The sequence below is a fragment of the Archangium gephyra genome (assembly GCF_042230915.1).
GTDB lineage: Bacteria > Myxococcota > Myxococcia > Myxococcales > Myxococcaceae > Archangium > Archangium gephyra_B.
The window spans coordinates 2,295,331-2,317,225 of the sequence record NZ_CP102578.1 but is presented as its reverse complement, the minus strand read 5'-3'; the positions used below and the strand labels follow the sequence as shown (position 1 = coordinate 2,317,225).

Genomic DNA, 21,895 nt, shown 5'->3' with positions numbered 1-21,895 from the left:
CCACCCCCTCCTTTACGGTGGCACCACGCGCTCGCTCACCGGCTCCCGGGCACGGACCGGCTCGGGCCCGGCCTTCTGGAAGGGCCACACCAGGGGCACCGCCACCACGAGGAAGGCGAGCAGCAGGGCCGTCAGGGGCGTGCCGAGCCGGAAGAAGTCGGTGAAGCGGTAGTGGCCGGGGCCGTACACCAGCACGCAGCTCGGCTCGAGCGGGGTGATGAAGGAGCAGCTGGCCGCCAGCGTCACCCCGATGGCGAAGGGCCTCGGGTCCACGCCCAGCTTCGTGGCGGCCCCCACCGCCACCGGCAGAATCACCAGGGCCGCGGCCTGGTTGCTCATGGGCGCCGACAACAGGATGGTGAGGGCCATCATCAAGAGCATCACCGTGCGCGGGCCTCCGTACTCGCCGAGCCTCGCCGCGTGGTTGCCGAGGAACTTGCCCGCCCCGCTCTCCTCCATGGCCACGCCGAGCGCCAGCATGGAGCCGATGAGCAGCACCACGCGCCAGTCCACGCGGAAGGCGCGCCGCGCGTCCACGCACCCGGTGGCGATCATCGCCAGCATTCCCGCCAGCCCCGCCACCGACAGCGGCATCAGCTTGAAGGTGCCCGCCGCGAGCGCGCCCAGGAAGAGCACCACCGCCAGCAGCGACTTGGTGTAGCGCGGCGGCTGGTACGCCACGTCGCCCAGGATGAGCAGGTTGACGCCGTCCGACAGCTCCTGGACCTTCTCGCGCGGGCCGCGCAGCAGCAGCACGTCACCGGCCGACAGGGGCAGCGTGGACAGCGACTGCCCGCCGAAGAGCCGCCCCAGCAGCTGCAGCTTCGTCAGCCGCTGGATGGCGGGCTTGCGGTGCAGCGCCAGCGCCACCAGGCCGTAGCGCTCCAGGAAGAGCGTCTCCTTCAGGCTGCGGCCGATGAGCGGGCTGCCCGTGGGCACCGTCGCCTCCACCAGCAGCGTGTCCTGGGGCCGCAGGTCCGTGTCCGACAACCGCATGTCCGGGCGGATCTCGATGCCCTTGAGGTCCTTCACCCGCAGGATGTCCTCGCGGTTGCCCTCGATGATGAGCCGCTCGTCCCCCACCAGCCGGTACGTCGGCACGGCCGGCAGCGACTGCCCCTCGCGCACCAGCCCGATGACGCGCAGCCCCAGGCCCTCGGTGATCTCCGCCAGCGCCTTGCCCGCGTAGCGCGAGTCCGGGGGCAGCTCCGCCTCGGTGAGGTAGTCGCGCAGGGACCAGTCGGCCACCGTGCCCTTGCCCACCCGCGCCGGCAGCAGCACCGGCCCCAGCAGCACCACCACGAGGATGCCAATCACCGCCACCGGGAAGCCCACCGGCGACAGCTCCGCCACCCCGATGGGCTCCAGCCCGAAGCGCGGGAAGGCCGCGGACGCCACCAGGTTGGTGGAGGTGCCGTACAGGAACACCATGCCTCCCAGCATCGAGGCGTACGCCAACGGCAGCAGCACCTTGCTCTTGGGCACCTTGGCGCGGTGCGCCGCGCCGATGGCCACCGGCAGGAAGGCCGCCGTCGTCACCGTGTTGGAGACGATGGAGGAGAACATGGCCACCACCACCATCATCGCCAGCACGAACGTCTGGTGCCCGTAGCGCGCGAAGAAGGCCAGCCGCTGCCCCACCAGGTGCACCACCCCCGTGCTGGCCAGCCCCTCCGTCATCGCCAGCAGGGTGAAGATGAAGATGACCGTGTCGTTGCTGAATCCCTCGAAGGCCTGCTCGGGCGTCAGCACCCGGGTGACCGCCAGCAGGCACACCACCACCAGCGAGCTCACCTCGATGGGCACGACGTCGATGGAGAAGAGCACCAGGGCGACCAGCACGATGCCCAGCACGATGGCGATGGTCATGGAGGCCCCCAACCTGGGGCCGCATGTGCCCGGAGGTGAGACCCCTCCCGCCTCGAACGTCCGCTAGCCGAGAGCCTCATCGGGGCGAACGTCTTCTACTGAATAATGGAGGCTCAATAAGTGAAATTGAAGGAACGTGGCAGCGGCGGGACAGGATTCACCCGAGGCGTTGTTGCTTTTACAAGGGGGTCCCAGGAAGGTTCGCCCACCAACTGAGGAGACAAGCGAATGGCTTCGACCCAAACCGCGTCGCTCCAGGGCAACGCTCCCACGAAGAACGCGGAGCTGCTGGCCTGGGTGGCGAAGATGGCGCAGATGACCCAGCCGGACAGCATCGTCTGGTGTGACGGCTCGGAGGAGGAGAAGAAGCGCTTCACCGAGCTGGCCGTCAAAGAGGGCATCCTCATCCCCCTCAACCAGCAGAAGCGTCCGGGCTGCTACCTGCACCGCTCCAACCCCAATGACGTGGCGCGCGTGGAGCACCTCACGTTCATCTGCACCACCAACAAGGAGGACGCCGGCCCCACCAACAACTGGATGGAGCCCGAGGCGGCCTACACCAAGCTCACCCACCTCTTCACCGGCGCCATGAAGGGCCGCACCATGTACGTGGTGCCCTACGTCATGGGCCCGCTGGGCAGCCCCTTCGCCAAGATTGGCGTGGAGCTCACCGACAGCGTCTACGTCGCGCTCAACATGCGGATCATGACCCGCATGGGGAAGGCCGCGCTGGACATGCTCGGCGATTCCAACGACTTCAACCGCGGCCTGCACAGCACGGGCGACCTCAACCCGGACCGCCGCTTCATCTGCCACTTCCCCCAGGACAACACCATCTGGAGCATCGGCAGCGGATATGGTGGCAACGTGCTGCTGGGCAAGAAATGCCTCGCCCTGCGCATCGGCAGCTACCTCGGCGAGCAGGAGGGTTGGCTGGCCGAGCACATGCTCATCCTGGGCGTCACCAGCCCCAAGGGGGAGACCACCTACGTGGCGGCCGCCTTCCCGTCCGCGTGCGGCAAGACGAACTTCGCCATGATGATTCCGCCCAAGGAGTACGCGGGCTGGAAGATCGAGACCGTGGGCGATGACATCGCCTGGATGCGCACGGGCCCGGACGGGCGCCTGTGGGCCATCAACCCCGAGGCCGGCTACTTCGGCGTGGCCCCCGGCACCAACTCCAAGAGCAACCCCAACGCCATGGCCTGCGTGGCCAAGGACACCATCTTCACCAACGTGGCCATGACGGCCGACGGCGACGTGTGGTGGGAGGGCATGGACGGCGAGGTCCCCGAGGAGCTCACCGACTGGCAGGGCCGCCCCTGGAAGAAGGGCAGCACGGAGAAGGCCGCGCACCCCAACAGCCGCTTCACCGCGCCCGCCTCCAACAACCCGGTGCTCAGCCCCAAGGCGAACGACCCCATGGGCGTTCCCATCTCCGCCCTCATCTTCGGCGGCCGCCGCTCCAACACCGTCCCGCTCGTCATCCAGGCCTTCAACTGGACCCACGGCGTGTTCCTCGGCGCCACCATGGGCAGTGAGACCACCGCCGCCGCCACCGGCAAGGTGGGCGTGGTGCGGCGCGATCCCATGGCCATGCTGCCCTTCTGCGGCTACCACATGGGTGACTACCTCCAGCACTGGCTGGACATGCAGAAGAACATCGCCCACCCGCCGAAGATCTTCCAGGTCAACTGGTTCCGCCAGGACAAGAACGGCAAGTTCATCTGGCCGGGCTTCGGCGACAACATGCGCGTGCTGGAGTGGATCGTGAACCGCGTGCACGGCCGCGTCCCCACCGAGGAGACGCTGCTGGGCTGGGTGCCGCGCGCCGACCAGGGCCTCAACCTCAAGGGCCTGGACCTCTCCCCGGAGGCCGTCGCCGAGGTGACCTCCATCAAGGAGGACGAGTGGAAGACCGAGCTCAAGAGCCAGGAGCCCTTCTTCGAGTCCCTGGGCCTCAAGGCCCCCGAGGCGCTCACGCTGCAGCGCAAGCTGCTCATCTCCCGTCTGGGCAGCTGAGCCAGCGGCCCATGTAGGACCCGCCGTCTTCCGGGGCCGTCCCGCCACCAGGTGGGGCGGCCCCGCCGTTTCCGGGCCCCCTTCGCCCGGTGGGGAGTTCAGGGGTAGGCTCCGCGACCATGCGATTGGTCTTGGTTTTGTTGGCGGCCCTCCTGCTCGCGCCCGCCCCCGCCCATGCCCAGCGGGGTGGCTCGCGCAACCCCAAGGAGCTCATCAAGCAGGCCGAGCGCCTGTACGATCAGAAGAAGTACCTGGAAGCGGCGGCGCTGCTGGAGAAGGCGAGCGAGTCGCTGCCCGACACGCGCATCATCTACAACATCGCCCGCGCGTACGATCAGGCCGGCAAGGAGACGGAGGCCATCTCCTACTACGAGAAGTACCTGACGGACGGGGAGGACGCGCAGCTGCGCAAGCGCTCGCGCCTGGCCATCGACCGGCTGCGGTTGCAGAAGGAGAAGGAGGAGAAGGCGTCGGCGGCGTCGGAGGCCGAGCGCAAGCGGCTGCGGGCCGAGGCCGAGGCGGCCCAGCGGCGGGCGGAGGCGGAGCGGGAGGCGGCCCGGCGCACCGACGAGGCCAACCAGCAGCGACTGAAGGTGGCGTACGAGGACGCGCAGGCCTCGCGCAAGCGCATGCAGGTGACGTCCTTCGCCCTGGGTGGGGTGGCGCTGGCGGGCGTGGGCATGGGGACCGTCTTCGGGCTGAAGGCCAATGGCTCGCGCACCGAGTTCGGCGCGGCCCGGGAGCTGGACACGAAGCTGGCGGCCAAGAGCGCCACCCGCAGCAACGCGCTGCTGGCGGACATCGGCTTCGGGGTGGGCGTGGTGGGCGCGGTGGCCGCCATCCTGCTCTACCCCAAGGAGCCCGTGACGAAAAAACCCGGCAAGGCCCGATTGACGTCCGCGCCCCAGGGCATGGGTGCCGGTGTGGAGGTGAGCTTCTGATGCGCGCGCTGTTCTTGACGGGAGTGATGTCGGTGCTGGCCACCGGGTGCAGCTTCACCACGGCGGCCGGGCTCGACGAGTGCCAGACGAGCGAGGACTGCGCGAGCGATCAGGTGTGCGTGCAGCAGGTCTGCCTGCCGCTGCCCGCTGGCTGCCTGGCCACGCCCTACGGCTCCACCGACGCCGATGCCATCCGGATGGGCGGCCTCTTCCCCCTGCACACCAGCCCGGAGGCGGGTGCCAGCATGGACGAGTCCGACGTGCAGGGCTTCAACGCCGTGCTGCTCGCGCTGGAGGAGGTCAACCAGCGGACCCTGGGCGGAAGGAAGATCGCCCTCTACTTCTGCGACACCGGGAGCAACAAGGACGTCGCCGAGAAGCAGGCCCGATGGCTGGTGAACGACAAGAAGGTGGCGGCGGTGCTGACGGCCGGCAGCAGCCAGACGCTCGCGGTGGCGGATGTGACGCTCCCCGCGGGCGTGCTCACCATGAGCTACAGCGCCTCCTCGCCGGAGCTCACGGCGAAGGAGGACACCAACGGGGGCCCGGTGGGACTCCTGTGGCGCACCTCGCCCTCGGACGCCATCCAGGGCAGCGTCATCGCCCACCTGCTGCGCACCGACAGCCGCTTCGGCCTGCCGTCCAAGGTGGGCATCCTCTACGTGGACGACCTGTACGGGCAGGGCCTCTCCAACATCATCTCCGACCAGCTCAGCCCGCTGGTGGCCAACCGGCCCTATGCCTATGAGCGCAAGGGCGACGTGAAGTCGGTGATGGATGCGCTCGACATGACGTACCGCCCGGCCGTCACCGTGCTGATCGGCTTCGCGGATGACGCGGTCGCCATCCTCAAGGAGGCGTCCACCCGGGCCAACCTCAATCGGGACAGCGGCCACCGCTGGTTCTTCTCCGACAGCGTGAAGGACACGGCCGTGCTGGCGGACCCGGTGGCGGCCAGCCAGGCCCGGGGCTTCTATGGCACCGCCCCGGCCCAGGGCACGGGTCTGGCCTTCAGCACCTTCAGCGCGCGCTTCAACGACCGGTACAAGAAGGACCCGGCCGGGTACGCCTACACCTCCAACGCCTATGACGCCATGTACCTGCTGGCCCTGGGCGCCTCCTACTCCCTGAGCACCACCAACACGGTGACGGGAGCGAAGATGGCCGAGGCGCTCACGCGCGTCTCCAGCGGCACGAGCGGCACCAACACCCAGCTCACCAACTCCAACTTCACCTACCTCGCGGCGGAGCTGGCCGCGGGCCGCAGCGTCAACATCGAGGGTGCCAGCGGCCCCCTGGACTTCGACGCCAACGGCGAGGCGCGTGCCCCCGTGGAGCTGTGGCAGGTGGGCGACTCGGGCTTCGTGACCCTCTCGTCCAACCTCGAGCCGCCTCCGTAAACGCTCGGAAGCCCCCCCGCCCGTGCGCACTCGCGGGCGGGGGACGGCCACTCAGGGGCACCGCCCCTCGAGCCCCCTCAGGGACTCGGGGCGGACTCCTCGAAGCCCCTGGAGCCCGGCTGGAACTGGGCCGGCACCCCGCTCCCCTCGAAGAAGACGAGCGTCTTGCCGTTCTCCTGGTCCTCGATCTCCAGGCAGTCGATGCTGCCGTCGTCGTCCACCTTGAGGAACACGCGCACCGGGTTGTCGATGTGGTGCATGAGCTCCTTGCGCTCGTCACCCACCGTCACCTCGATGTCGCCCACCTCGGAGCCCTTCGTCTCCAGGTCGATCCCCACCAGGGGAAGCCTGCGAGTCAGCTCCTGGTCGCCGATGTCCCGGTTCTCCACTTCGATCCGGACGGGTTCACTCAGCGCCCGCTTGTTGAGGTTGTCGAAATAGACGGCCCAGGTCTCCCTCGGAATCTCGATCGTACGTCCCATGACCCACCTCCGCACCCTCGAAGTTAGGTGCGGGGCTACCTGTTCGCCACGGCGTCCTTCTGGAGCTCGCGCGAGGACACGTCCGCATCCGCGCCCTCGCCCCCCGGCGAGCCGTCCGCGCCGTAGGCGGTGATGACGGGCTTGCCGCCCTCGTTGAGGTACACGTACTCGTTGCCCCAGGGGTCCTTGGGCATCTGCTCCAGCGTCTGCGTCTCCACCAGCGCGCGCAGGCCGGTGCCCGTGTCGGGGTACTTGCCCTTCTTCGCGTAGTAGAGCTTCAGCGCGTTGTGGATGTTGGCGATGTCCAGGCGCGCGGTGTCCCGCTTGGCCTCCTCGAGCCGCGGAATGACGGCCACGCCCACCGCGGCCATGATGAGACCGAGGATGGTGATCACCACCATGATCTCGATGAGGGTCATGCCGCGCGGGTGGCGGCGGTGCGGCTTGCGCGTCGTCTTCAGGCTCATGTCGTTCTCCTCGCGTACGGCCTTCCGTCAGGCCACCGGGCAGCAGTGCAACCGCCGCGCCCAACGCCATGACGCAGGGGGTCCAGAGGGAAACGAGGCGTCCGGACGCGGGCCGGGCGGCACTCGCGCGCCAGCGTGTCGCGGCGGTGGGGGGGACGGCGTGACAGGCCGTCAATGGCAGTGGAGGGGACTGCTCTCCGTGTAACAAAGCCCGGGTGACTGCCCCCCAGGCGGCCAGCCGGCTCGCTTCCTGGCCATGCTCGCACCCAGGCGGAATCCGGGCGCCTTCACATCCGGATCCACCTCACGAGCCACGTGGTAGGATTGGACTCCCCCCGTGGTCATCGCCCAAGTAGGAGCCCCCCTCCTGGGTTCAACCCGGTCTACAGAGAGAACCTGTATGGATGCCATCGCCGTGGTCGGATTGGGCTGCGTCCTGCCAAACGCCCTTCGCGTCGCAGACTTCTGGGCCAGCATCTCCACGGGCAGGGTGTCGCTCACCAAGGTGCCCTCGCGAGCCTGGGACCATTCGCTCTATTTCCACCCGGACCGCACGATGCCGGACCGGGCGCACGCGGAGCTGGGCGGCTTCATCCACGACTTCGTCTTCGACTGGCGCAAGTACAAGGTGACGCCGGCCGACGCCCAGCAGGTCAACCCCTTCCAGTGGATGATCCTCGAGGCGGGCACCCAGGCGCTCTCCGAGGTGCGGGTGCTGCCCCGGGACACCACCGGCATCATCCTCGGCGCCACCAGCCTCGGCTGGCAGCGCGACAGCGGCATGCACGTGCGCCTGGAGGACATGCTGGACGCGGTGCGCGCCACGGACGAGTTCCGCGCGCTGCCCGGCACCCGGCAGCAGGAGGTGCTGGAGGTCACCGCGCAGCGGCTGCGCTCGCGCCTCAAGGAGTGCAGCGACGACAACGTGGTGGGCTCCTCGGCCAGCGTGGCCGTGGGACGCATCAACATGCAGTTCGATCTCAAGGGGCTGCACTACTCGGTGGACGCGGGCTACTCGTCCTCGCTGGCGGCGCTGGACCTGGCGGTGCGCGGGCTGCGCGACGGCGAGTTCGACCTGGCGGTGGCCGGGGGTGTGAGCGAGATGCTCACGCCGCTGGAGTTCATCGCCTTCTCCAAGCTGGGCGGTCTGTCGCACAAGGGCCATGTGCGGCCCTTCTCGGACGAGTGTGACGGCACCCTGCTGGGCGAGGGCGTGACGCTCTTCGCCCTCAAGCGCCTGGAGGACGCGGAGCGCGACGGAGAGACGATCTACGCGGTGTTGCGCGGGGTGGGCGGCTCCTCGGACGGGCGGGGCAAGTCGCTGGTGGCGCCGCGGCGCGAGGGCCAGGCGCTGGCCATGCGCCGCGCCGTGGAGGACGCGGGCGTGGAGCCGGACTCCATCCAGTACGTGGAGTGCCATGCCACGGGCACCCCGGTGGGGGACGTGAGCGAGGTGCAGGCCCTGGCCAGTGTGTACACCGGCGCGGCGGGATCCATCGCGCTCGGCTCGGTGAAGGCCAACATCGGCCACCTGCGCGCGGGCGCGGGCGGGGCCGGGCTGCTCAAGGCCGTGCTCGCGCTGCACCACGGGCAGATTCCCCCGCAGCCGGGCGTGGAGCGCATCAACCCGAAGCTGGAGCTGGAGCGCACCCCCTTCTTCATCCCCCGCAAGGCGCAGCCGTTCCGCCCCGGCGCCCTGCCGCGCGCGGCCGTCAGCTCCTTCAGCTTCGGCGGCAACAACTTCCACGCGGTGCTGGAGGCCTGGCAGCCCGGCGGCGAGCGCAAGTCCACCCGCCGCCGCCCCCAGCCCGAGCCGCTGGCCATCGTCGGCATGGGCGGCATGTTCCCCGGCGCCCCCAATGTCGAGTCGCTCTGGAAGCGGCTGCTCGAGGGCCACGACGCCACGCGCGAGGTGCCCAAGGACCGTTGGAAGGTCGAGCGCTACCACCACCCGGACCGCAAGGACCGCACGTACACGAAGCTCGGCTGCTGGCTGGATGAGCTGCCCACGCCGACGATGGAGATGCGGATTCCTCCCGCGGCCTGGGCCTCGTTGGACCCCTCGCACGTGGTGGCGCTGCTGAGCACCGAGCAGGCCCTCAAGGACGCGGGGTACTCGCCGGACAAGTGGGACCGGGACCGGGTGGCCCTGGCCCTGGGCTTCCTGCCGTACCAGGGCATCAAGTTCCTCGCCGACACGCGCGTGCGCTGGGCCGAGTTCGCCCGGGAGCTGCGCGAGACGCTGGAGAAGTCCGGCCTGCCCGAGGAGCTGCGCGGCGCCATCCTCCGCAACGCGGAGGAGCGCTACAAGGCGGGCCTGCCGCCCATCAGCGAGGACAGCCTCACCGGCTACCTGGGCAGCCTCAACGCCGGCCGCATCTCCGCGCTCTACGACTTCCACGGGCCGCACATGGTGATGGACTCGGCCTGTGCCAGCTCCCTGGCCGCGCTCCACGGCGCCTGGAAGTTGCTGCAGCACCGCGAGGCGGACGTGGTACTCACCGGCGGTGTGTGGGCCGACATGTCGCCCGAGTTCTACATCGCCGGCTGCCGCTTCAACGCCCTGTCCGCCAAGGGCAGCCAGCCCTTCAACGCCCAGGCCGACGGCTTCGTCCCCGGCGAGGGCGCTGGCATCCTCGTGGTCAAGCGCCTCTCCGACGCCGAGCGCGACAAGGACCGCATCCACTCCGTCATCCGCTCCGTGGCCGGCTCCAGTGACGGAAAGGGCCGCTCCGTGCTGCCCCCCAGCGAGATAGGCGAGACGCTCGCCATGCGCCGCGCCCTGTCCGCCGCCAACGTGCCCCCCGCGAGCGTGGACTACGTGGAGTGCCACGGCACCGGCACCGCGTTGGGTGACGTGGTGGAGACGAAGTCCACCCACAACGCCTACAGCGAGGGCCGCACCCGCCCCATCCTCATCGGCTCGGTGAAGTCCAACATCGGCCACCTCAACGCCGCGGCCGGCGCGGCCGGGATGATCAAGGTCACCCGGGCCATGCAGGAGCGCGTCATCCCGCGCTCGCTCAAGAGCGAGCCGCGCAACCCGAAGATTCCCCAGGGCATCGAGGTGGTGACGGACAACCGCGAGTGGCCCGCCCCCGCGGGTGGAGCCCCGCGCCGCGCGGGCGTCAGCTCCTTCGGCGTCGGCGGCTCCAACTTCCACGCCATCCTGGAGGAGTACAAGGGACCGCCCTCGCGTCCGGGCAAGAAGGAAGGCGAGCCGGCGGAGGGAGATCCGAAGCTCGTCGCCGTGGCGGGCGCGGACCTGGGCGCGTGCCTGGAGCAGCTCCACGCGCTGTGCGAGCAGCAGGGCCCGGTGGAGGACACGCGCCATACGCCCGAGGGCCCCTGGCGCGTGGCCATCACGGCGCGCACCCGCGAGGAGCTGCGCAAGAAGCGCGACTTCCTGCGCAAGACGGTGGAGGCGGGCGGGGATCCGGAGCCGCTGAGCCAGTCCGGCATCTTCGCGGCGGGCCCGGACGCGCCCATGCGCGGCGCCAAGGTGGCCATCACCTTCCCCGGCCAGGGCGGCCAGTACGCCAACATGCTGCGCCCGCTCGCCCGCGCCTACCCCGTGGTGGCCCGGACGCTGGAGGAGGCGGACCGCGTCTACCTGCGCCTCACCGGGCGCACGCTGACGAGCAGCTTCTACACGGAGGACGCGAAGAGCTACCGGCAGAACGACGAGGACATCCACGCGGCCGTCTTCCTGGTCAACGTGGCCCTCTACCGGCTGCTGGTGTCCCACGGCATCCACGCGGACGTGCTCATCGGCCAGAGCGCCGGCGAGCTGGCGGCGCTGGTGGCCGCGGGCAGCCTCACGCTCGAGGAGGGCCTGCGCGCCATCCACTCGCGCACCGTGGCCGTGCTGGAGATGCCCACCGAGGACCCCGGGCAGATGGCGGCGCTCGCGTGTCCCTCCGAGGAGGTGCCCTCGCTCATCGAAGGCCTGCCCGGCTACGCCACGCTGGCGGCGGACAACGGGCCGCGCGCCTGCATCGTGTCCCTGGACCGCAACGCCCTGCCCGGCCTGGTGGAGCGCTGCACCGCCCAGGGGATTGAATGCACCGTGCTCGCCGTCTCCCACGGCTACCACTCGGAGCTCATCGGCGCGGCGCGCCCCGCCTATCAGCAGGTGCTGGAGGGGCTCGCCTTCCGGGCCCCCTCGGTGCGCCTCATCTCCACCATCGACGCGGCGGAGTACGGCGACCGGCCGCTGCGTGAGTACCCGGCGTTCCTGACCAGTCAGTTCGTCGAGCCCGTGCGGCTGCGGCAGGCCATCGGCGAGGCGCACCAGCAGGGCGCCCGCATCTTCATCGAGGCCGGGCCCAAGTGGTCTCTCACCCAGTTCACCCGGGAGATCCTCAAGGGCAAGCAGCATGGCGCCATCGCATCGATTCATCCCAAGGTAGGTGACATGGAACAGTTCAAGCGAGTGGTGGGATACTCATTCGTGAATGGCGTGGGCCAGCTCTCGGAGGACGCCGGGGCCGCCACCGCTGAGGTGGAGCAGGCGCTGCTGCAGCTGCCGCTCGAGGGCGTGCTCGAGCCCGCCACCGCGCTGAAGGTGGCCATCGCCCTGGGCCGCGAGTTCGGCGTGGACGCCTCCATGGCCCAGCCGGAGAACCTGCGCACGTTCGACGCCATCGTCGCGCTCGTGGAGCAGCTGCGCACGGGCCAGGCCGCGGCCCCCAGCGCCACCAAGGCGCCCGCCGCCGAGCCCGCCCCGGCCTCGCAGGTGACCACGGTGCAGAAGTCCATCGCGCTGGAGGAGGAGGTCCGCCGCGTGCTGCTGGACACCGTGGTGGCCAAGACGGGCTACCCGGAGGACATGCTGGAGATGAACCTCGATCTCGAGGCGGATCTCGGCATCGACACCGTCAAGCAGGTGGACATCTTCGCGCGCACCCGCGAGCACTTCGGCGTCACGCGCGACCCCAACCGCGCCCTGCGTGACTTCAACACGCTGCAGAAGGTCATCGAGCACATCGTCGAGCGCATCATCACCACGGGTGGCGGCGCCTCCGCCGCGGCCACCGCGCCCGCGCCCGCTCCGGCACCCGTGGCGGCCCGGCCCGCTCCGGCGGCTCCGGCCCCCGCCGCTCCCGCCCCGGCTCCGGCCCCCGCCGCCCCGGTGATGCCCACCTCCACCATCGCCGCCTCGTTGGATCTCTTCGAGCAGGTGCGCGAGATCCTCCTGCGCAACGTGGTGGAGAAGACGGGCTACCCGGAGGACATGCTGGAGCTCGACCTCGACCTCGAGGCGGACCTCGGCATCGACACCGTCAAGCAGGTGGACATCTTCGCGCGCACCCGCGAGGCCTTCGGCGTCACGCGCGACCCCAGCCGCGCCCTGCGTGACTTCAACACCCTGCGCAAGGTCATCGAGCACATCGTCGAGCGCGCGCAGCAGCAGGGCGTGGGCAGCGCGTCCGCCGCCTCCGCTCCCGTCCGGGCCGCCGCGCCCGCGCCCGTCCCCGAGCAGCCCGCCAGGCGCTCCGGTGGCGGAGGCCCGCGCTCCGTCCGCGACACGCTCCTGGCCATGGATCTCCGCCAGGCCGGGGTGAAGGACGGAGAGCTGCGCAAGCTGGCCGAGGCGATGTCCTCGCGCCTGGGCACCGCCACGCCGGAGACGGAGCCGGTCCGGACGCTGAGCGAGCTCGCCCAGCAGATCGTGAAGGGTCGCTAGGCCGTGCAACCCGATACCTCCCAATACCCTCTGCTGGAGGACGTCTCCGAGGTCTTCCGCGGCGAGAGCGCCGTCGCCAAGCGCGACGTGCACCTGCCGCGGGAGCTCGACGAGGCGATGCGGCCGCTGCCCGCCTCGATGGAGCTGGAGTTCCTGGCCGAGGTGGGCGCGCTCGTGTACCCGGACCGAGTGCTGGTGGGGATGAGGGATGTGCGCTGGTTCCTGCGCTCCTCTCAGCCCTCGTCCGCCGCGCGGCTGGTGGGGCGGGCGCGCCGTGAGGGGGATGGTGAGGTCTCGGTCTTCTTGTCGGTGGAGACGGTGAGCGCGGGCGCCAGCGCGGGGCACGAGGAGGCCACCGAGGAGCCCATCCCCGTCTGCCGCGCCGTGCTCCAGTTCGCCCATGCCTACGGGCCCGCGCCCTGGCCGCAGCAGCAGCAGATGCTGGCCCCCAAGTCGGAGAACCTCCAGAACGGCCGGCAGCTCTACACCTCCGCAGGCGGCCAGGGCGACGTGCCCGAGTCCCTGCAAGTCATCTCCTGGGCCCGCCTGTGCGAGCTGGGCCGCATCCAGGGCGGGCTCGTCCACCCGCGCGTGCTCTCCAAGGTGCTGCCCGCCAGCCGCATCCAGGTGGCCCCCGCCGCCATGGAGGGCGCGCTGCACATGGTGAAGTGGCTCTGGTACGCCTTCTCCGGAGAGGGCTCGCGCGAGATGGCCATCTCCGAGGCCACCTGGTTCCGCATGCCCCGGCGCGACGAGCGCCTCATGTGTGACGCCCGCCTGTCCGGCGCCAGCAGCGGCCTGGCTTCCTTCGACGCCCACCTCCTGGGCCAGGACGGCATTCCCGTGCTCGAGCTGCGCGGCATTGGCATGGCCTCGCTGCCCACCGAGGACGTCGCCCCCACCCTTCCCCGTCTCGCCTGGCAGTCGTTCGTCAAGAGCCTCTCACCGCGATGACCTCCTCCACGCACATCCCCCTGGCCATCATCGGGCTCGGATGCCGCCTGCCCGGCGCCGATTCCCCGTCGCGCTTCATGAACCAGTCCCTGGAGGGGATGCGCGCCCTGACGCGGGCCCCCGACGACTGGAGGGCCGCGCTCGGCCTGAGCCATCCGCTGCTGGGCGGCTTCACCCCGGAGGAGGGCAAGGACTGGAAGCAGTTCCGCCTGCCGCCCAACCAGGTGGAGAAGATGCACCGCATGGAGCGGCTGCTCCACCTGACGCTGCTCCAGGCGACGCAGGACGCGGGCTACGGCCCCGACAAGAGCCCCGGCGGCCGGTGCGCCATCTACCTGGGCGCCACCGGGCTGGGCGTGGACGTGAAGGTGGACCAGACGGTGCGCGTGCGCTCGCCCGAGTTCCGCGAGCACCTGGCCGCCATCCTCCAGGGCCGCGGCGACCAGGCCCGGCTGCTGCAGGCCGTGGATGGCTACATCGCGCAGCACGCCCCGCCCATCACCCCCGAGTCCGTGCCCACCACGGCCACCATCGTGGCTGGCCGCCTCTCCGGCCTGCTGGACACGCGCGGCGGGCACCTCGCGGTGGACGCGGGCACGGCCTCCTCGCTGGCGGCGCTGAAGTTCGCCTCGCTCTCGCTGCAGCTCGGCCACTGTGACGTGGCGGTGGTGGGCGCGGTGGCCCCACTGCTCAGCCCCTCCTCCTTCGGACTGCTCTCCGCGCGCGGCTGGCTGGCCCAGCAGGAGCTGCTCGCGCTGGATGGCCGCGCCGCGGGCACCCTGCCCGGCGAGGGCGCCGTGGCCCTGGTGCTGTGCCGGTTGGATGACGCGCTCGCGGACAAGCAGCGCATCTACGCCGTCCTGCACGGCGTCAGCGCCGAGGTGAACCTCAAGCAGGGCCTCTCCCGGCTGTCGCGCATGGTGGACAAGGCCGCGCGCAACTGTCTGGACATGGCCGGCATCGAGGCGGAGCTGGTGCGGCACGTGGAGGTGCAGGCGTGCGGCGTTCCGGGCCTGGAGGACCAGGAGCTCATCGGCCTCAAGGCCGCGCTCAACGCCACGCGCACCGAGCCGCTGACGTTCTCCAGCGCGGCCCCCCAGGTGGGCTTCCAGCAGGCGGCCAGCGGGCTCGTCTCGGTGATGCGCGCGGCGCTGTCGCTGCACGGGGGCGTGCGCGCGCCCGTGGCCGGCCTCACCTCGCCCCGTCACGGGACGGAGGGCTCGCTGGAGTGCCTCACCCGCCCCATGAAGCTGACGCCGCGCAGCTACGTAGGCGTCAGCTCGCTGGGGTGGAGCAACATCGCCTACCACGCGCTGCTCGGGCCCGCGCCGGCCCACGAGGCCTGGGCGGACATCCGCCCGGTGCGCCCGCCCAACCAGAAGTTCGCCATCATCGGCATGGGGGCCATCACCCCGGGGGCCTCGGACGCACATTCCCTGTGGAACAACATCGTCTCCAAGGCGGATGCCATTGGAGATCTGCCCACCTCGCGCTTCGACGCCCAGCATCTGCTCGGCGCCCTCATGGGCCCCAAGGAGATGGTGCCCCGGCTGGCCGGCACGGTGGACCTGCCGCCGCCGGATGCGCGCTGGCTGCGGCTGCCGCCCAACCAGGCCGCGGCGCTGGACCCGGCCGTCCCCCTCTTCGTCAAGGCGGCGGAGGAGGCGCTCGGACAGGCGGGCCACGAGCAGGGAGGGTGGAACGGGCGGCGCGTGCAGGTGGTGGTGGGCCAGCTCCCGGTGCGCGCCAAGGAGTTCGAGACCGAGCTGCGCTTCGTCCTGGAGCGCTACCTGTCCCTGGCGTCCGAGGCCCTTCACGGCCAGGGCATGCCTCGCGAGCAGGTGGCCACGCTGCTCGACGCCGTCCGCCAGCGCGTGGTGAGCAAGCTGCCCCCGCTGGACGAGAACACGTCCCAGTACTACTCCAGCCTGCCCGTGGCGGCGCGGCTGGCCGCCATCCATGACTTCACCGGCGGCGTACTGATGGTGGACGCGGCCTGCGCCAGCTCGCTCGTCGCGGTGCACGCCGCGATGATGGCGCTGGCCAACCGCGAGGCCGACGTGGTGGTGGCCGGCGGCGTGGCCTTCAACCTGGTGCCCGAGTACTCCGCCTCCCTGGCGGTGCTCGGCTTCCTGTCGCCGCGAGGCACCTTCCCCTTCGACGATCGCGCGGACGGCTTCGTCCCGGCCGAGGGCGCGGGCGCGGTGGTCATCAAGCGGCTGGAGGACGCGGAGGCGTCCAAGGACAAGATCCTCGCCGTCATCTCCGGCATCGGCTTCTCCAGCGATGGGCGGGGCACCACGCTGCTCACGCCCAACCCCAAGGGGCAGGCACGGGCGGTGGAGCGCGCGCTGCAGGACGCGAACGTGCACGCGCATCAGATTGGCCTGCTCGAGGCGCATGGCCCGGGCACGAAGGTGGGCGACAAGACGGAGGCGGACGCCTACGGCGAGGCCTACAAGTCGCGCGGCCGCGACAACCCGGTGCCCATGGGCACGCTCAAGTCGCAGATCGGCCACACCTCGTCGGCCTCCGGCCTGCTGGGCCTCATCAAGACGGCCTTCGCGGTGAGCGAGCACTTCCTGCCGCCCATGAACGGCGGCGAGTTCCCCAAGGCGGACATCCCCTTCGACAGGCTGCCCATCTCCCTGTCGCTGGAGGGGCGCCCGTGGCCCGTGCCCCGCGAGGGGCGGCGCTACGCGGGGGTGAGCGCCTTCGGCCTGGGCGGGACGAACTACCACGTCATCCTCGAGGAGCACGACAACGCCCACCTCAAGCCGTGGACGGCGGATCCGCTGAGCGTCACCGCCAGCTACCCCATCCCCAGCCGAGGGCTGTCCGCGCAGCGCTGGCGCGTGGACCTGGTGCCGCTGTCGCTCTCCTCGGAGAAGCGCTACCAGCTCCAGGGCAAGAAGCTGCTGCTGGTGGGAGACGAGCCGGGCCTGGTGGCGGCCTTCAGCCGGCTGCTGGTGGGCAAGGGCGTGCGCATCGCCACGGTGTCGGTGGCGGGCCTCACCGACGCCATGGAAGTGGAGCGCCGGGTGCGCCGCGCCAGCGAGGAGCTGGGCGGAGCCGACGGGGTCATCGACCTGGGCGCCTTCGGGCCCGTGGAGTACTTCCTCACCCTGGGCAGCGCGCGCTTCGGGCGGCGGATGGCGGAGACCACGGCGCGCTGGCACGGCACCGGGCGCGCCATGTACGAGCGCCTGCGGGACGCCAAGGGACGCACCGCCTGCTACGTGGCCGTCACCTCCATGGGCGGTGACTTCGGCTTCGTGGGGGATGGCGGCAACGTGATGGGCGGCTCCATGTCCGGCTTCCTCAAGGGGCTGAAGCAGGAGCTTCCCGGCGCGGTCATCAAGACGATCGACTTCGAGCCGCGCGCCTCGCACTGGGTGGTGGCCGAGACGGTGGCCCGCGAGCTGGAAGAGGGCAGCGACCGGACCGAGATTGGCTACATGGCCAGCCGCCGCTTCGTGGTGGGCCTGCGCCGGGCGGACTTCCCCAAGGAGGGCAGCCAGGTGCTGCGCCGGGTGGACCCCAGCTGGGTGCTGCTCTTCTCCGGTGGCGGGCGCGGCGCCGTCTTCGAGGTGGCCAAGGCGGTGGCGCGGATGGGCCCCAAGGTCATCGTCACCGGGCGCACCCCGGCCCCCACGGGCGACGAGCCCTACCTGGCGCTGGACGACAACGACTTCGAGACGTTCCGCAAGGAGGAGATGGTCCGCCGCAAGAAGGCGGACCCCACCCTCACGCCGGTGAAGTTCAAGGAGTCCTTCGAGCCCTACGAGCGGGCGCGCGAGCTGTGGCGCAACCTCCAGCACGAGGTCGCCGGCCAGGGCCTGTCCATCGAATACGAGGCGTGTGACTTCCGCAACGCCGCGGACGTGCGGGCCATGGTGGACCGGGTGCGCGAGGACCACGGCCACATCGACGGCATCGTCCACGGCGCCATGGTGGAGGCCTCCAAGAGCCTGCTGGACAAGACGCCCGGCATCGTCGCGGCCACCATGGAAGTGAAGGTGCTCGGCCTCATCAACCTGCTGGAGGCCACGCGGCGCGATGACCTGAAGCTGATGATGTGCTTCGGCTCCGGCGCGGGCCGCTTCGGCAACAAGGGCCAGACGGACTACAGCGCCGCCAACGACTTGATGAGCAAGTGCGCCATGGCGTACGCGCACCGGGCGCGCCCGCACATGCGCTGCGTCACCATCGACTGGACGGCGTGGGACAGCGTGGGCGCCGCGGCGCGCAACCCGGACGTGGTGCGCGGCACCGGCGTCTCCTACATCACCCCGGCCGAGGGCTCGTACTGGTTCATCAACGAGCTGCTGCTCGGCCGCACCGAGCGCGAGGTGGCCATCTTCGAGGAGCGGCTCTTCCGCGAGTGGCCCTTCCTGGGTGCTTCCGCCGACGGCCCGGATGCCCGCACCGTCTACGACGATCGCGGCTTCCTGCTCGTCCCCTCGGACTACCCGATGATCGACTGCGTGGAGCAGCACGGGGCGGAGGGCCTCGTCGCCACGCGGACGTTCGACCTGAACACGGACCCCTTCGTGCTCCAGCACCAGCTGGACTCGGTGCCCATCATGCCGGGCACGTTCGGCTTCGAGATGCTCGGCGAGGCCGCCGCCCTCTTCCGGCCGGACCTGGCGGTGCTGCGCGCGGAGAACCTGCGGATCGAGACGCCGCTCAAGTTCTTCAAGGCCCCGCATGGCTCCAAGGGCAAGCCCGTGCACATCACCCTCACCGCCCGGGTGCTCAAGCAGCAGGGTGACGAGGTGACGCTCTACGTCGAGTCCGCCAGTGACCTGGCGCTCGGCGGCCGCTCGGACCAGACGCAGCGCCGCATCCACCAGCAGGGCATCTACGTGCTGGGGCCGCCGCCGCGCATCGAGCCGGGCAACGGCAAGCTGCCGGAGGCACTGCCGGGCTCGCGCGCACGCTCCATCTTCCACCTGGCCAAGGAGCCGCTCTACCTCGGCCCGCTCTTCTGCCGCGCGGAATGGGTGTACGTCGGCGAGACCGAGGTGGAGGGCATCATCCGCGCGCCGCGGCAGCGGGAGATCTTCACGCACGTGGCGCGGCCGCGCTTCCAGTTGGATCCCCTGCTGCTCGACGCCGCCTTCCAGGTGGCGGCCAACTGGGACGGCCACCACAACACGCTCGTCTCCGTGCCCATGGGCGTGGAGCAGCTGGTGCGCGGGCGGCAGCGGCGGCTGGGCGAGTCCGGGCACGTGAAGGCGCGCATGGTGAAGGTGGAGGGCGACGACGTCCTCTACGACTTCGAGGTGCGTGGCGAGGACGGCGCCCTGCTGCTGGGAGGCACGGGGCTGTGGTTCCGCCGGCTGCGCCGGGGAGAGCGCCGGAGTGCGGAGGGCTGAGCGGCTGCGGCTGCCCGGCGGGCGCGAGGTGGTGCTCGGCTGGGGCGAGGTGGGGCGGGAGGAGGAATCCGCCCTCTCGCCGCTGGAGCGCGAGGGGCTCGCCCGGTGCAGGACGGATAAGCGGCGGCGGGAGTTCGTGGCGGGCCGGCTCGCCGCGCACCGGGCCCTGGCGCTGCTGGAGCCCGGGGCGCGCGCGGAGGTGACGGCGCGCGAGGACGGGCCGGATGCCGGGCGGCCCCTCTTCTCACCCGGACAGGGGCTCGCGCTCTCCATCTCCCACAGCGCGGAGCTGGCGGTGGCGGCGGTGGCGCGCGGCGGACCGCTGGGCGTGGACCTGGAGCAGCGGGTGGAGGCCGGCGGGGCCTTCCTGGAGGAGGCCTTCGCGCCGGGTGAGCTGGAGGGCTACCGCTCCGTCTGCGAGGGGCACCTGGACCCGGCCACCGCGGCCTGGGCCCTGAAGGAAGCGGTGCTCAAGGTGTGGGGCGTGGGGCTGCGCGCGCCCTTGCAGAAGGTGGCGGTGCGGCCGGTGCTACTCCACGCGGCCGGGGGCCCGCTGTCCCTCCGGGTGACCCTTGAGACGTGGGAGCTTCCACCCGGGCTGGGAGCGCCGCCCCCGGCACTGGCCGCGCTCCTGATGGCGTGGCGGGCCGGGGGGGTGCTGGCACTGGCCGGTCAGGCTCAGGAGACCTGATCTTCCGGCTCGCCGCGGTCCGGCCCCGGAAGCGGCGGCGGGAGGGCGGCGGCGGCGGCGGCTGCTGCTGCGGCTGCCTCGCGCTCCTTGCGGCTCTGCCAGTCGTACTCGCCCACGAAGATGCTCACGCGCTCGGCCACCATGCGCATCTGGTCCGCGGCCTCGTCGCTGGTGCGCAGGCTGGACATCGTCTTGTCCATGATCTTCGTCAGGTCGTTCACCGCCTGGAAGATCTGCCCGATGCCCTGGTTCTGCTGAGTGACGGCGGCGGAGATCTGCCGCACGGAGCTCACGTTGTCGCGCACGATGCCGGACAGCTGCTTGATGTTGTCGCCGAAGGAGCGCAGCTGCTGCACGCTGCCCTGCACCTTCACGGAGCCGCCCTCGGTCATGTCCGCCGTGGTGCGGATGGCCTCGCTCAGGTCCATGAGGATGTTCTGCACGCTGTAGGTGGCCTTGATGGACTGGTCCGCCAGGCTGCGGATCTCCCGCGCCACCACGCTGAAGCCCTTGCCGTGCTCGCCCGAGCGCACCGCCTCGATGGCGGCGTTGAGCGCCAGCATGTTGGAGCGGTCCGCCAGGCCCTTCACCGTGGTGGTGATGTGGGCGATCTGCCGGGCCCGCTCATCCAGCGAGCGGATGCTCTGGGCCATCTGGCTCACCTGCTTCTGGATGTCGTGCATGCCCGAGAGGCTCTCCTCGAGCGCGGCCTCACCGGCGCGGCCAATCTGATCCGCGCGCTCGGCCTGCTGCAGCACGTCCTCCGCCTTCTGGGCGGCGACGATGGACGTCTGCTTGATCTCCTGGGCGGTGACCTGCGTCTCCTGCAGCGACGCGGCCTGGATGGAGAGCGCCTCGGTCTGATCCTTGTGCGAGGTGTTGAGCGACTCCGCGGACCTGCCCAGCAGCTGCGCCGAGTCACTCAGCGAGGAGGAGAACGTCCGCAACCGCTCGAAGGCCGCCGCGGTGGAGATGGACAAGTCACCCACCTCGTCGGTGGCCACCCAGTTGGGCAGCGAGGGCCGGCCCGAGGCGATGGACTCGATGGACTTCTGCACGGCCTCGGTGCCCTGGCTCTGGTGGCGCGCCAGCTCCCAGGCGCACCACGCCGCCGCGAAGATCATGAAGCCACCGACGGACACCACCGGCACCACGATGGTGCCCAGGATGCTGGCGACGTCCGTGCGCAGTTGCGTCAGCACCGTCTCCGGCATCAGCCTGGACAGGTTGGTGAACAGCTCGCCGAAGCCGTACTGGGTCTTCTTGTAGACGATGATGCTCGTCACCGTCAGCGTGGCGAGCACGAAGAGGGCGAAGCAGTAGGGCAGGTACCAGCGCATCTTCGGCCACGGGTACCCGCTGTCCTCCACGCGCGCCTGCGGATACTTGTGGAACTCCTCGAGCGCGTAGGGGCGCAGCAGCCGCTCGAGCCGCAGCGCCATGCGGATGCCCACCACCGCCGCCAGCAGCAGGAACGAGGCCACCGTGAGCGGCACGTCCCAGGGATCCAGCCCGTACAGCAGCGTGGGCCAGCCGGCCCACAGCACGCATGACACGCCGTAGCCCAGCCACGCTCCGAACTCGATGCGCCGGGGGGCCTTGAGGATGCGCTTCAGCCGCTCGCCGGGAATCTCATCCGGCCGCGACGCGAGCGCACCCTTCAGCTCGAACCACATGATGACCAGGGGGACGATGACCCCAAACACCGGCGTCAGCGTTCCGAAGTTGACCCACGTGACGAACCAGGCCTGGTCCGGAGGCAGTCCCAGCGTCAGCGTGATCATGTACGCCACGGGACCCAGGGCAGTCAGCATCGCCAACTGCTGCTCCAGGAAGAACTTGAGAACCAGCCGCTTCAACTCAGCGTTGCTCATGGATGGGCGGCATCCTAACACCGTTCGCTCGAAATGCCGTTTTCCGTCCGCACTGCCCGGCCGCACTTCGAGTGAAGGCGCTCGCTCGGCAGGAGCTTGGGCATCCATCCCATGGCATCTGCTGA

The 21,895-nt window shown here is 70.6% G+C and carries 11 protein-coding genes; 7 read left to right on the top strand and 4 right to left on the bottom strand.

The genetic code is table 11. The features are described 5' to 3' along the window. Window positions 1–12: 12 nt before the first annotated feature. The gene (locus tag NR798_RS09235; RefSeq protein ID WP_375771071.1) at window positions 13–1,869 is read right to left on the bottom strand and encodes an SLC13 family permease; all 1,857 of its coding nucleotides are present in this window, start codon (window positions 1,867–1,869) and stop codon (window positions 13–15) included. 228 nt (window positions 1,870–2,097) lie between these two features. Between NR798_RS09235 and NR798_RS09230 the strand changes: the two genes are divergently transcribed. From NR798_RS09230 to NR798_RS09220, 3 genes are all read left to right on the top strand, one after another. Continuing rightward, window positions 2,098–3,891, top strand: a complete 1,794-nt coding sequence (locus tag NR798_RS09230; protein ID WP_375771070.1) for a phosphoenolpyruvate carboxykinase (GTP) — start codon at window positions 2,098–2,100, stop codon at window positions 3,889–3,891. Window positions 3,892–4,010: 119 nt separating this feature from the next. After that, the gene (locus NR798_RS09225) at window positions 4,011–4,832 is read left to right on the top strand and encodes a hypothetical protein (protein ID WP_375771069.1); all 822 of its coding nucleotides are present in this window, start codon (window positions 4,011–4,013) and stop codon (window positions 4,830–4,832) included. Next, window positions 4,832–6,232 carry an ABC transporter substrate-binding protein gene (locus tag NR798_RS09220; RefSeq protein WP_375771068.1) on the top strand — a complete coding sequence of 467 codons (1,401 nt, stop codon included), beginning with the start codon at window positions 4,832–4,834 and terminating at the stop codon, window positions 6,230–6,232. The genes NR798_RS09225 and NR798_RS09220 overlap by 1 nt, the downstream gene beginning before the upstream one ends. 77 nt (window positions 6,233–6,309) lie before the next feature. On the opposite strand, the gene NR798_RS09215 is transcribed toward NR798_RS09220, so the two are convergent. Both NR798_RS09215 and gspG read right to left on the bottom strand, forming a co-directional pair. Further along, window positions 6,310–6,714: a DUF5335 domain-containing protein gene (locus tag NR798_RS09215; protein ID WP_375771067.1), complete on the bottom strand. Its 405-nt coding sequence runs from the start codon at window positions 6,712–6,714 to the stop codon at window positions 6,310–6,312. 35 nt (window positions 6,715–6,749) lie between these two features. Then, window positions 6,750–7,181 (bottom strand): type II secretion system major pseudopilin GspG, encoded by a 432-nt coding sequence (gspG, locus tag NR798_RS09210; RefSeq protein WP_375771066.1) that lies wholly within the window; start codon window positions 7,179–7,181, stop codon window positions 6,750–6,752. Between the two features lie 400 nt (window positions 7,182–7,581). Here gspG and NR798_RS09205 point away from each other — a divergent pair, with 400 nt between their 5' ends. From NR798_RS09205 to NR798_RS09190, 4 genes are read left to right on the top strand one after another with little or no spacing between them, the layout of a single operon-like run. Continuing rightward, window positions 7,582–12,870, top strand: a complete 5,289-nt coding sequence (locus NR798_RS09205; RefSeq protein WP_375771065.1) for a beta-ketoacyl synthase N-terminal-like domain-containing protein — start codon at window positions 7,582–7,584, stop codon at window positions 12,868–12,870. 3 nt (window positions 12,871–12,873) lie between these two features. Then, window positions 12,874–13,824, top strand: coding sequence for a hypothetical protein (locus NR798_RS09200; protein WP_375771064.1), 951 nt, complete (start codon window positions 12,874–12,876; stop codon window positions 13,822–13,824). Beyond that, entirely contained in the window at window positions 13,821–19,205 is a 5,385-nt protein-coding gene (locus NR798_RS09195) for an SDR family NAD(P)-dependent oxidoreductase (RefSeq protein ID WP_375771063.1), read from the top strand. Before NR798_RS09200 ends, NR798_RS09195 begins: the two co-directional genes overlap by 4 nt. Continuing rightward, window positions 19,192–19,896 (top strand): 4'-phosphopantetheinyl transferase family protein, encoded by a 705-nt coding sequence (locus NR798_RS09190; RefSeq protein ID WP_375771062.1) that lies wholly within the window; start codon window positions 19,192–19,194, stop codon window positions 19,894–19,896. Before NR798_RS09195 ends, NR798_RS09190 begins: the two co-directional genes overlap by 14 nt. On the opposite strand, the gene NR798_RS09185 is transcribed toward NR798_RS09190, so the two are convergent. Continuing rightward, entirely contained in the window at window positions 19,884–21,770 is a 1,887-nt protein-coding gene (locus NR798_RS09185; protein ID WP_375771061.1) for a methyl-accepting chemotaxis protein, read from the bottom strand. The genes NR798_RS09190 and NR798_RS09185 overlap by 13 nt on opposite strands. Window positions 21,771–21,895 lie beyond the last annotated feature (125 nt).